This window comes from Bradyrhizobium cajani (genome assembly GCF_009759665.1).
Lineage (GTDB): Bacteria > Pseudomonadota > Alphaproteobacteria > Rhizobiales > Xanthobacteraceae > Bradyrhizobium > Bradyrhizobium cajani.
On the sequence record NZ_WQNE01000018.1, the window covers coordinates 104,634 to 117,314 of the forward strand.

The 12,681-nt window shown below is 63.8% G+C and carries 7 protein-coding genes; all 7 read left to right on the forward strand.

Annotated features, from left to right (window positions below):
• Positions 1 to 79: 79 nt before the first annotated feature.
• Positions 80 to 1,132, forward strand: a complete 1,053-nt coding sequence (locus tag GPL20_RS21645) for a cytochrome P450 (protein WP_205751189.1) — start codon at positions 80 to 82, stop codon at positions 1,130 to 1,132.
• An 18-nt stretch (positions 1,133 to 1,150) separates the two neighbouring features.
• Complete coding sequence (locus GPL20_RS21650) at positions 1,151 to 1,483, forward strand: isochorismate lyase (RefSeq protein ID WP_157331527.1); 333 nt, start codon at positions 1,151 to 1,153, stop codon at positions 1,481 to 1,483.
• Positions 1,483 to 2,886: an isochorismate synthase gene (locus tag GPL20_RS21655; protein ID WP_157331528.1), complete on the forward strand. Its 1,404-nt coding sequence runs from the start codon at positions 1,483 to 1,485 to the stop codon at positions 2,884 to 2,886. Before GPL20_RS21650 ends, GPL20_RS21655 begins: the two co-directional genes overlap by 1 nt.
• Position 2,887: 1 nt before the next feature.
• Positions 2,888 to 3,577: a 4'-phosphopantetheinyl transferase family protein gene (locus GPL20_RS21660; protein WP_157331529.1), complete on the forward strand. Its 690-nt coding sequence runs from the start codon at positions 2,888 to 2,890 to the stop codon at positions 3,575 to 3,577.
• A 75-nt stretch (positions 3,578 to 3,652) separates the two neighbouring features.
• Positions 3,653 to 4,039: a hypothetical protein gene (locus GPL20_RS21665; protein ID WP_157331530.1), complete on the forward strand. Its 387-nt coding sequence runs from the start codon at positions 3,653 to 3,655 to the stop codon at positions 4,037 to 4,039.
• Between the two features lie 926 nt (positions 4,040 to 4,965).
• A complete protein-coding gene (gene pks2 / locus GPL20_RS21670) occupies positions 4,966 to 11,241 on the forward strand; it encodes a sulfolipid-1 biosynthesis phthioceranic/hydroxyphthioceranic acid synthase (protein WP_205751190.1) in 6,276 nt (2,091 codons plus the stop codon).
• A complete protein-coding gene (locus GPL20_RS21675; RefSeq protein WP_157331531.1) occupies positions 11,234 to 12,652 on the forward strand; it encodes a condensation domain-containing protein in 1,419 nt (472 codons plus the stop codon). Before pks2 ends, GPL20_RS21675 begins: the two co-directional genes overlap by 8 nt.
• Positions 12,653 to 12,681: the final 29 nt, after the last annotated feature.

Consider the following 12,681-nt stretch of genomic DNA (forward strand, 5'->3'; position numbering starts at 1 on the left):
TCGCGACATCGTTCCTGTTGCGCGCGACAACGTCGTCTTCTCCTCGGAAAGTGGAGGCGATCGGGAAGGTGGCGGAACGATGATCGAGGACCTCCCCCGCTCGGTCGGGGTGGGGTCCGTGATCAACATGATGAACGATCCGCGTCACCGGGCGTTACGCCGTCTGGTCGCGCCTGGCATCACCCATGCCAAGATTGCCGCGCTGGAGGCGGTTCTGGCTAACGCGGCGCAAGCCGCAGTCGACGAGGCGTTGAGACGCGGGCACGGTGATCTCGTCAGCGATATCGCCGCCGAACTTCCGCTGCTGGCGATTGCGAGCCTGCTTGGCATCCCGCCGCAGGATCGGCACCAGATCTTTGCCTGGATCAATGCAGTTCTCGACTACGCCGACCGACAGCTCGGGGAGACCAGCCAGAGCAGCGCGCAGGCCATGCAGCAGTTCATGGCATATGGCCAGCGTTTCGTGGAAGGCAGGCGGCAAGCGCCCGGAGAGGACGTCGTTTCGCTGGCTGTGACCGGCGAGTTGGGGGACGGCCTTGGGCGATTGTCGAGTGTGGAGCAGTTGATGGTCTTCAACGTGGTGATGGTCGCAGGTCTCGAAACCACCCGCAATGCCATCGCCGGCGGCGTTCTCGCCTTCATCGAGCATCCCGGACAATGGACCCGCTTGCAGAAGCAGCGGGCACTGATCAACCCGGCGCTGGAGGAGATCCTGCGCTGGACTTCGCCGACGCCCTATAATCGCCGCACCGCGACCTGCGATGTCGAGATCGGCGACTGCCTCATCCGGCGCGGCGAGAAGGTAACATTGTGGTGGGCGTCGGCCAATCGCGATGATGCGATTTTTGAGCGCGCCTCCGAATTCGATGTCAGCCGGGCGACCAATCCCCATTTGGCATTTGGGTTCGGCGGCCATGGTTGTCTCGGCGCGCAACTCGCAAGGCTCGAGATGCGCGTCGTGCTGAATGCTCTGCTGGATCGGGTCGACGGTTTCGATCTGGCCGGCGACGTAGAATGGGTCCGGAGCAACAAGCACACCGGAATCCGACGCATGCCAATTCGCTATTCGGCGGCATCGCCACCGTCAGCGCGATGCGATGATGCGGCCGGCGCGGCCGGGAACAGGTTCTGATCTCCATGGAGGGGTCCAATGCCGTCACCGAAGACACCAGACCGCTGCGAGAACCTCGGCGACATCCGCGAAGGTCTTGACGATCTCGATCGGCAGATCGTCTCGATTCTCAAGCATCGCATGGCCTACGTCAAAGCAGCGGCGCGATTCAAGCCGAGCGAAGAAAGCATTCCCGCCCCGGAGCGGGTCGCTGCGATGCTGGCCGAACGGAGAGCCTGGGCGGACGCGGCGGGGTTGCCGGCCGACGGCGTCGAGATGCTGTTTGCCGGACTGATCCGGTGGTTCATCGAGCAGCAGGTTCTCCATTGGCGAGGCCTGCACGGAATAGCGGACCGGTCGGGAGCATCGTGATGACGTCACAGCCGAGTCGGTCTGACCTGCTGCAATGCCTGACGGAGGCGCGGCGCCGCGCCGATGAAGGCCGTTCCGAAGTTCTGGCATCGTACTCCGTTCCGTGGACGTGTGGCGATCCCGGCAAACTGTTCGCATCCAATCGGCTGGTCGAATCGCCCGCAACGTTGTGGGCGATTCCTCAGCGGAGGCTTGCGCTCGTCGGACTGGGCTGCGCTCGTGAATTCCGGGCCGGAGCGGATGAGCCTTGGGCGACCATTCAGCAGAAGTGGCGGCATCTGCTGGAAGCGGCCGTGATCCACGGTGATCACCGGTTGATGCTGTGCGGCGGCTTCGCCTTTGACCGGCTTGGCCAGCGTCGATCGCGGTGGCAGAATTTCCCGGCAGCCGCGCTCACCCTGGCGCGCTTCGGTTTGTGCCGGCACGGCAGTGCGACCCGGCTCATCATCAATATCCTGGTGACGGCCACATCGGATTGCGCCGCGCTGGCTGACAGCGCGATTGCAGATTGGACGAGGATCGTGTCGCGCCCATCGTTCGCGCCGCGAGCTGCCGCGCCAGCGGATCTGTCGGAGCCTGATATTGCCGCCGACATCTGGAAGTGCAAGGTGGCGGCCGCGACGGAGAGCATCCGCACCGGTGCGATGGACAAGGTCGTGCTGGCGCGGACGCGCACCGTGCCGCTCACCATTTCCGTCGAGGATATTCTCGCGAACTTGTCCGAGACCCATCCTGACGCCTACCTGTTTGCATTCGCGCGCCAAGACGCCTGTTTCTTGGGGGCCTCTCCGGAGCGCCTGATCGAGTTTCGCGACGGCTGCCTGTCGACGTGGGCGCTCGCCGGTAGCGCGCCGCGTAGCGCGGTTGAGACCGAGGACGCACGTCTTGGACGGGGATTGCTGCGCAGCGCCAAGGATCGCCACGAGCATGCGCTCGTGGTGAATGCGCTCCGATCGGTTCTTACTCACCACTGCGGGCGGTTGCATATCCCCGAAGAGCCGGGATTGCGCAAGTTGCCGCATGTGCAGCACCTGATAACCCCGATCGAGGGGCAGGCCCACGACGGTCTGCAACTGCTCGAGCTGCTTGAGCAGCTTCATCCGAGTCCTGCGGTGGGCGGCCTGCCGCGTGGCGAGGCGCTTGCGTATATTCGGGCGGAGGAGGAGCTCGATCGCGGCTGGTATGCCGGTCCAGTCGGCTGGATCGACGACCGGGGGAATGGTGAATTTGCCGTCGCGTTGCGTTCGGCTCTGTTGCGTGAAGGATCCGCCACGTTGTTTGCCGGCTGTGGCATTGTGGATGGCTCGTCCCCCGAGGACGAATATCGGGAGACCGAGGTGAAGATGCGGACGATGGCATCGGCGCTGAACGGTCCGGCGTCCCTGTCTCGGCGCTACGGCTGAGATGGCCATCCTGACGCTCTACTCGGCTGATCTCGATGACCCCTTGCTAAGCGATGCGCGGGTCGCGGGTTGCCTCAACGCGGCGGAACGGACGAGGGCGGACCGCTACGCGAGGCCAGATCTCGCGCGGCGGTTCGTTGCCGGGCGGGTGATCATGCGCCACGTCTTGGCGCGCGTGCTCGGTGTGCCACCCGCTGACGTGGCGATAACCCACAATGCCTGGGGCAGGCCGGAGCTGGCCGGAGGTCCCTTCTTCAATCTCTCGCATGCGGGACGAAGTGCGCTTTTTGCCATCGATGAACTGGCACCGGTCGGAGTGGATATCGAAATCGATGATCCGGCCGCGGAGCAGGGGTGGTTCGACGCGATCCTGTCCGCCCGGGAGCGAGCGGAGTTCGACGCTGGACGTCCCGCGGCATCAACGTTGCTTCGCTTGTGGGTACGCAAGGAAGCGATCGTGAAAGCGATCGGACGCGGCTTTTCGATTGCTCCTGCTGCGCTGGACGTCGGGCTGCGCGAGGTCGACGTGCACAAATGGCGGCCGATAGAAATCGACGCTAACGGCGTGTCGTGCTCGCCGGTCTTGATCGATTTGCCCGGCCATGAGATCGCGGCACTCGCGAGAATAGGCCCTGCATCCGCCCACATCGTTCACAAGTGTTACTTCTGGAACGGTCTGGTGGCTCAGTAACGACGATACTACAAAATGCATGTCGGAACGACAGGTTGCAGCGTTGTTCGACATGGAATTCGTGAGCCGGAGTACATGGCAAAAGCGGAGGGGGCGTTGAAGCAGATTGAAATCGAGCGGGTCGACAGCCGCCTTGCTTGGACTTGGTTCATCGAGGCGGTGACCGTCTGCTATCAAAGGCCGGAGCTTGCAATACAGCAAATGCTCCGCTACCGACGAAGCAAGGGCGAGGATGCGCTGCTGATCAAGCTTGCACTTGACTCGACGTTCTTCGGGCTGCCAAGACCCGTCCCAAGTCGCAGTAGCCTCTCGTGGGCAGCTTCGGGCAAGGAGATCCGGCAGGCACGAAACTTGTTGTCACTGCTCGCGATGGAGGCATTCGCGCCGCATGCGGGGAAGGCCGTTAGCGATTTCCACTCGGATCAAAATGCGGGGCTCAGAGGCGAGGGATCGGATGCGTAGCGTTTTGGTTGGTGTGGGAAAAGCGGTAACGATCCTTGAAGTCGAACACCAATAGGTTGTCAGGTGTATCGAACCTGCGAGGCGCGGCATCGGCTGCTATCTCCTGAGATAGTCATATTTTGATCTGATCGGCGCGAATTAGCTCAAATTGGCCGATGATGGATTGGAGCGCGAGTTCAAAGTTTTCAATCGGTTAGAGGCGGCGTGCGCACCGGGAGATCAGGAAAAATCCAGTGGCAACCAAAATCAACGAGCGGGACGCAGGCGCGTCCACATGGCTGGTGGGCGGCCGTAGTTTATAAAGCGCGAAGATGAGATTCTGATCTTGCGATACCGCGACGCACTCAAGCTGGCGAAAGTTCATTCGGCGAATCAACATCCTCGAAGAAGCCAACCATACCGACGATCTCCTGGTCAAGGCGCTCGGCATGCCTGGCTCCGATCAAGCTAGAGAGCGCGCTGGCTTGGTGGCGCAGAGGCACCGCGTCAACCTGGACATGACCTGGTCGTGCAAGCGAGCGGCTCCGATCCGGACGAGATCGACGGTGACGACTTCGACGGCGATGGCAGCTTTGAGGAGCCCGCCGATGGCTACGAAGGTCCGCCAGCATGAGCTTCGTGGAGCGTCACCGACGCAATGTCCAATGAGCGTCAACAATGATCGCCGACCTCGCGCCATTTGAAGGCAGCGATATTGCAAGGGCACCGCGCTAAGAGCGGTCCATCGCTCCCGAACGTGTACGGGGCAGTCGTGAGGCCACGGAAAGCCAGATCGCAAGAGGCGGCCACGCGACCATCCACACGCCACGCTGGTCGTCTTGCTTCTGCCCCCTCTAGCAACCAGCGTGCTGGACGATTGATCAGAGGATCAATAGTTTAGTATTGCATTTGGATCGAAAGTATTCTCCCAGAAGAAGGTCTCGATTGTGACTGCGATTGCTGTTGTCGGCATTGGCTGCAGATTACCGGGACATATCGACTCGCCGGACGCCTTGTGGGGCGCGCTGCTGGCAGGCATCGACTTCGTTACCGATATCCCACAGCAGCGCTGGAATGCCGACGACTACTACGTGCCCGTGGCAGGCGCGCCGGGCCGCTCGGTCTCACGCTGGGGCGCATTCGTTGACGACCCATCGGGCTTCGACCACCGTTTTTTCGGCATCGGCGAACCCGAGGCCCTCGCCATGGACCCACAGCACCGGCTGTTGCTTGAGGTAACTTGGGAAGCCGCCGAACATTCGGGTCGCGATCCGCGGTGCCTGTTCGGGACCGACGCCGGCGTGTTCTTCGGCCTTTCGCATCAGGACTACATGCAGGTCACGCGTGATGCGGGTGCGATGGGCCAGGCCTACGCTTTCACGGGAACGCCCTTCAGCATGGCGTCAGGGCGCGTTGCCCATGCGATGGGCCTCACGGGTCCAGCTATCACCATGGACACGGCCTGCTCGTCCAGCCTCGTCGCCGTGCATGCGGCTCGGCGGAGCCTGCTTGAGCGCGAATGCCACATTGCATTTGCCGGCGGGGCAATGTTGATGTTCTCGCCCACAACATTCGCCTCGGCGTCGGGGCTCGGCATGCTGTCGCCTACAGGGCGGTGCCATGCGTTTGACGAGCGTGCCGATGGCTTCGTGCGTGCCGAAGGCTGCGGCGTAGTGATGCTAAAGCTGCTGAGCGACGCCCTGCGCGACAACGACCGAGTGCTCGCCGTTATCCGCGGTAGCGCCGTCAACCAAGACGGACGCACGCACAACATACTGACACCCTCCCGCGCGGCGCAGATCGCGGTGATCGATCGTGCCCTTTCCGAAGCGCAGGTTGACCCCTCGTCCGTCGGCATGATCGAGGCGCACGGCACCGGCACGCCGGTGGGCGACACTGAGGAGTTCCACAGCCTCTCAACGCAGTATGGACGACAGTCGCCCTGTGCCCTCGGCTCGCTCAAAAGCAACCTCGGCCATGCGGAATCAGCGGCGGGCGTCCTTGGCCTGATCAAAACGACGCTCGCACTCGCGCACGGCGTCGTACCGCGATCACTTCACTTCCATCGCCTGCCTGCGCATCTCCAGACCATCGAGACGAGGCTCTTCGTCCCGACGGACACCGTGCCCTGGCCCTCGACTAGCCTGGACGGACTCCGCCGTGCAGCCGTATCGTCGTACGGCATGTCCGGCACGAACGCGCACGTCGTGCTCGAACAGGCTCCTCAGGCACTTGCCTCGCCTCTTCCGCTAGAGAGTACCAGAACACACGAACCGCCGTGGCTGTTTCCAGTTTCGTCCACCTCGCCAGAGGCGCTTCGCGCGTCGGCCGGACGCCTTGCGTCTTGGCTAGACGCGACCGCCGGCGGTCATCGCCCGAGTGACGTGGCGCGGACCCTCGCCTGCAGACGTGGGCACCGGCCAGTCCGGCACGCGCTCATTGCGAAGACGCTCGACGATTTGACGGCGCAATTGCGTGGGCTCGCAGCCGATGCGTCTATCGATGCAGATTGGGTCGACCACAATGACCGCGGGCCCGTCTTCGTATTCTCTGGCCACGGCTCGCAGTGGGAGTCGATGGGAGCGGCGCTGCTCGACATCGACGCGGTCTTCGCCGAGGCGGTTGCCGCCATCGAGCCTCTCATTCAGACCCTCAGCGGCTTCTCGGTGACCGATACCCTGCGTCAGCCCGGACAACTCAACGGCATCGAACGTGTCCAGCCTGCCATTTTCACTGTACAGGTCGCGTTGGCGGCATCCCTGAAGGCCCAAGGTGTAGTGCCATCGGCGGTGATCGGCCATTCGATGGGCGAGGTGTCGGCGGCAGTCGTGGCCGGCGCACTCACGCTCGAAGATGGCGTGCAGGTGATCTGTCATCGCGCAATGCTGTGCCAGACGCTCGCTGGCTCCGGTGCAATGGCAGTTGTTGGGATGGCGCCAGCGGCGCTCCGCGATGATCTGGCGCGCCGGCTGATTGACGACGTGGAGATCGCCGTACTCGCGGCCCCGGATTCGACGGTCGTCGGGGGCTCTGTCCAGGCCGTGCAACGCCTCGTCGCTGCTTGGCAGGCTGAAGGCCTGTTCGCCCGCGAGGTCGCAGTCGATGTGGCCTCACACACGTCCCAAGTCGAGCCGATCCTCGCGCAGCTGTCGAAGCGCCTCGCGGGAGTGACTGCGCACACGCCGCATACGCCGATGTACTCCACCGTCCTGCTTGATTCGCGCGAATCCTCCGTTTGCGATGCCGCTTACTGGATCGATAACCTCCGGCACTCAGTTCGCTTCCGTCCCGCCGTGCAGGCGGCGCTTGAAGACGGACACCGCGTATTTGTCGAGCTTTCGCCGCATCCGATCGTGACCCGCGCGGTGTTGCAGAATGCTGCCGCGATGGACTTCGCCGTCCGCGCGCTTCCGTCGATGACGCGCGGCGAGCCCATGCACAACGGGCTTCTGGACTTGGTTGGCGCCATCTATGTTGCCGGCGCGGCGATTGATTTCAGTGTCCTGTATCCGGATGGCCCGCTGCTCGACCTCCCGTTGCCGGCCTGGACGCACTATCCCCTGTTCCTTGCGCCGGCTACGCCAGCCGCAGGTGCGCATCACGTTCTGTCAACGCACCCGCTTTTAAACGTCCACCGCGCACTGCACGAGGAACCGGAACGCCACATCTGGGCGTCTGAGATTGGCCTCAATGCCCACCCGTGGCTAGCGGACCACCGGGTGAACGGAATGCCGCTTTTCCCGGGGGCTGCTTTCTGCGAAATGGCGCTGGCCGCCGCGCGCACGGCCCTCGGTACATCGCTCGTCGAAGTGCGGGCGATGACGTTCGACCACGCGCTCCGGTTGGAGCCGTCGATGCCGATCGTCTGCACAGCAGTGCTGGACCGACCGGGTGAGTTGAACTTCAGGCTCGAGAGCCGGGCAAAAAGCGAACCGCAGGTCCATGCAAGCGCTCAGCTCTCTGCGGCCGTCTCTGCAAAGCCGCCTCCCGCGTACGACATAGCCGCGCTGCGCGCCGCTCACGCTGCGCCTGTTGCCGCGGGCGAGGTGTGGCGGTGGTTCGACTCGCAGGGTATCCAGTTCGGACCGTCATTTCGCGCACTGGCCCCCAGCTTGGCTTTGTCTGCTGACAGCGCCTCGCTCTTTGCGGATCTTCGGCTCCCGACGTCGCTTCAAACGGGCGCGCGTGGCTACACAGTGCATCCCGTGCTGCTTGACGCGTGCTTCCAGTCCGTTGGCGCTTTCACCCAGGTCGTTTTGGGGACAAAGGGGCGCCTGCTACTGCCACTCTCGGTGAGAAGCCTCCGGCTCCACCGCGCAGACGCCGACGCCGCGCACTGCATTACTCGCTTCGTCGCGATGGACGCACTGCACGTCGAGGTCGACATTGATCTGCTCGACGCGTCCGGGCGCGTGCTGCTCAGTGTCGATGGGTTGGCAATGGGTAGCGGTGTGGCCGGACAGCATGCTGACGCCGTTGCCTGCAACTCGCGCCTGCTCGACGTAGTCTGGGAGGCATGGGACGTCCCGCGTGCCATGGTCAAGCCGGGCGATGGCGCTTGGTTGCTGCTCGACGCCGATTCTGCGGGACATCAGTTGACGATGGAGTTGGAGGGAAGCCTGCGCCAGCAAGGGTTCGAGACTCGCATCCTCAGCAGCGCCGGGGCCGGGCAGGGGGGTGTATGGCGCGAACAGATCGAAGACGTTCTGCATCAGTATCGCCCTGGAGCTGTGGTGGTGGTATTGCCGCGCAGCAACGAGCCAGCGACTCCGGACGCAACTCGGGCGAACATAGCCAGCCTGCAGCACGTGACCAACGCGCTGACGGACTGCGAGCGGCGGCCCCGTCTCTTCGTGGTCACCTGCATGGCCCAACGCGCACTGCCGGACGACAGCGTTCAGCTCGCGCACGCCGGTGTGCGTGGGTGGCTGCGAGCCGTCGGTGCCGAGTTTCCCGCACTCCACCCCACCCAGATAGACGTGAACCTGCAGGCGGACGTGTTACTGATTCAGCGTCAGTTGCTGAGCGGCTCGGACGAAGACGAAACGGCGCTGCGCGGAGATAGCGCGTATGTCGCACGACTGCAGCGAAGCCCCCTTGGTCACGCTGATCGCCGCACCGTGGACCGCGACGCGACGCGCGATGGTCTTCGCGTAGAAATCCGCGTGCCCGGTGACGTACAGAGCCTTGAGATGGCGGCGTTCGAGCGGTGCGCGCCGGAAGCGGGCGAGGTGGAGGTGGCCGTCCATGCCACAAGTATCAATTTCGCCGACGTGCTCGTTGCCCTTGGCCGCTATCCCTCATTTGATGGTCGTGCGCAGGGGCTTGGTCTGGACTTTGCCGGCATTGTCACCGCCGTCGGACCGGGCCTCTCCCCGTTTCGCGTCGGCGATCGCGTGGCCGGGCTCTGCTGCGGGGGTGCTTGGGGCACGTATCTCACTTGCGATGCACGCCTGCTTGTCGCGATACCCCGCACGCTCACGGATGTTGAAGCGGCCGCCATTGTCACTACAACTGCCACCGCGTGGTACGGCCTCGAGGACCTGGCGCGGATCGGCCCCGGCGACAAGGTGCTCATTCACTCGGCGACCGGCGGCGTCGGGCAGGCGGCTGTGGCCATTGCGCGCGCGGCCGGTGCAGAGATATTTGCAACAGCGGGCTCCGAGGCACGGCAAGAGCTGCTGCGCGCCGACGGAATCAGCCACGTATACGACTCTCGGTCCGTGGCATTCGCCGAGCAGATCCGGCGGGACACGGCGGGTTACGGCGTGGACATAGTCCTCAACTCGCTCACGGGCGCGTCGCAGCGCGCTGGCCTGGGGCTGCTCGCGACGGGCGGGCGGTTCATTGAGATCGGCAAGAAAGACATCTATGGGGGTACGTGGCTGGGGCTGTCTCCGTTCAAGCGTAACCTTTCGTTCTTCGCCGTCGACCTAGCGCAGATGTGTATTACTGCTCCGGCGCGCGTGCAGGCATTGCTGTCGCGGGTCATGCGTCTTGCCGATGAGGAGCGGCTGGCCCTGCCGGACATCGCTACCTATCCTCTCGCCGACGCGGCTTGCGCCATTCGCGTTGTTAGCGGCGCCGGTCACACCGGCAAGCTCGTGCTCACCGTTCCAAGGACCGGCCACTACCGCGTGCCGGAGGTGCCGAAGCGCTTCACGCCGTTCAGGCGCGATGGCGCGTACATCGTCACCGGCGGCCTTGGGGGGCTCGGCCTGTTCCTCGCCGATGCGATGTCCGCCGCCGGGGCCGGTCGCGTGATCCTCAACGCGCGCTCCAAGCCGACCGACGCGGCCACGAGCATGATGGTCGCGATGAGGGCGCGGGGCACCGAGGTCGAAGTGATATGTGCGGATATCGCGGAGCCGTCGACCGCGCGGCGCCTTGTCGAAGCTGCCACGGCGACGGGCCTCCCGTTGCGCGGTGTCCTGCATGGCGCAGCCGTCGTCGAGGACGGCATCCTCCCCTCTGTCACCGAGGAGAGGCTACATCGGAACTGGGCTCCTAAGGCTGAGGGCGCCTGGTATTTGCATGAGGCGACGCTGAAGCAACAACTCGACTGGTTTTGCTGTTTCTCTTCGGTCGCGGCGCTCTTTGGTTCGCCTGGGCAGTCCGCGTACGCAGCCGCTAACAGCTGGCTCGACACGTTCACGCAATGGCGGCGCGCGCAGGGGCTGCCGTCGTCGGCAATCGCCTGGGGCGCGTGGGCGGACATCGGTGCCGGTGCACATCTCTCGGCACGCGGCGATGCGCGAATGATTGAACCACGCGACGGTGTTTACGCATTCGAGACGCTGCTGCGGCACGACCGCGGATATGCCGCATACGCCCATCTCGACGGTGCGCCTTGGCTGACGGCGCTATGCGCGCGGAGTCCGTTCGGAGCGGCTATGTCGCAGGCTCCAGAGGCAGCGGGCGATCCGGCGCGCCGCCTGCGCGTGGAGTTCGGACGCACGCCGCCCGACGAGCGGCCGGCCCTGTTGCGGCGTTTGATCATCGAGCATCTCGGTGTCATTTTGCGCCGCACGGTGAATCCAGACCGCTCATTTTTCGACTACGGCCTCGACTCACTCGGGACGCTTCAATTGCTGATCGCGCTCGAAGCCGACACCGGCATCCGGCTCCGCGCCGTGGACGTGACGACTGTGCGTGCACTGGCCGATACTCTGAGTGGGGCGATGCAGGAATTGCAGCCAGCCGGAGCAGATGCCCGTGACTGATCTGCGTCCGCTGCACGACTGGTCAGGGCCTCCTGCGACGCTGACTCTCTGGTCTCCCTCTGCGGCGTCGACAGAAAGCGCCAAACGCGCACCGGTATCGCCCGCGTTACCGAGCTACGAACAGGAACAGCATCTGCGCGCCTTCCGCGCGTGTGAGCAGCGGCACGAGGCGATGGCGCGGCTGCTTGTCGTTGTGTGGGACGAACCCGGGCGGTGTGACCTCAGAGCCATGACCCATGTGGTGACCGCACATCTGCGCAGGCACGACACTTATCACAGCTGGTTCGAGGAGCGCGGCGAAGCAATAGTACGACACGTACTTACCGACCCCGCGGCCATCCAGATGGAGTCTTCGACGCTCGGCGAGGTGAGCGCGGAGGATTGGCAAAACCATGTTATGGCAACCCCAACACCGTTCGCATGGGATTGCTTTCGGTTTGGCATTCTCCAGCGCGCGAGCGGGTTCACCTGCTTCGCAAGCATTGACCATTTGCACGCCGACGCGACCGTCATCGCGTTCCTGATGACAGAGATCCGCTCAGTGTATCGCGCTGTGCTCGACGGCGAGACGCCGCTCAAACTCGGATCGCCGGGGAGCTATCTGGATTACTGCACCAGTCAGCGCCAGCGGGCAGCTAAGACAACGTTAGCGAATCCTGAGGTGAAGCAGTGGATCGCGTTCCTGCACCGCAATAACGGGCGGATGCCCTCTTTCGCGCTGCCGCTCGGTGTGCTGGAGGATCGCTATCAAGCCGAGTATCTACATTTGGATATTCTCGATGATACCGTCATGGCCGCGTTCGAGTCCGCGTGCCATGCTTCTGGTGCGCGGGTCATCGGCGGCCTGTTGGCCTGCGCGGCCCTGACCGAACGGGAACTGGCTGGGCGCTCGCGCTACAGTGTCATCACTCCCACAACCACGCGAAGATCGCCACAGGCTTTCAGGACGACCGGCTGGTGCGTGGGAGTGGTGCCAATCGACTTCGACGTGCAAGAACGAATGTTTCCTGAACTCGCCTTCATTGCCCAACGTAACTTTGACGAACGGCTATGCCTTGCCGACGTGCCAATCGAGCTCGTACTTGAACTGGCCGCCGGGCTGCCGACGATTCGATCCGTCGCCACAGGTGGCGTTATGCTATCCTATATGGATGTGAACGTTCCTCCACTCAGTGCGCACATTGCGCGCGAATGGCATCAGGGGAATGGGCGGGTTTATATCAACCAGGGCATGGCCGCGCAGGTTGCGGTCTGGTTGTTCCGTACGCAACGCGGGCTCTCGCTTACGGCGGCTTATCCGGCAAACGGGACAGCCCGCGCCTCGATGCACCGCTATGTCAAAGCGCTTACGGGCGCATGCCGCCGGACGGCCGGCGCATTGATACCGACGTACTCTCATGTCGGTCGTTAACGATGACGCATGCGATGTCTCACCCGGAG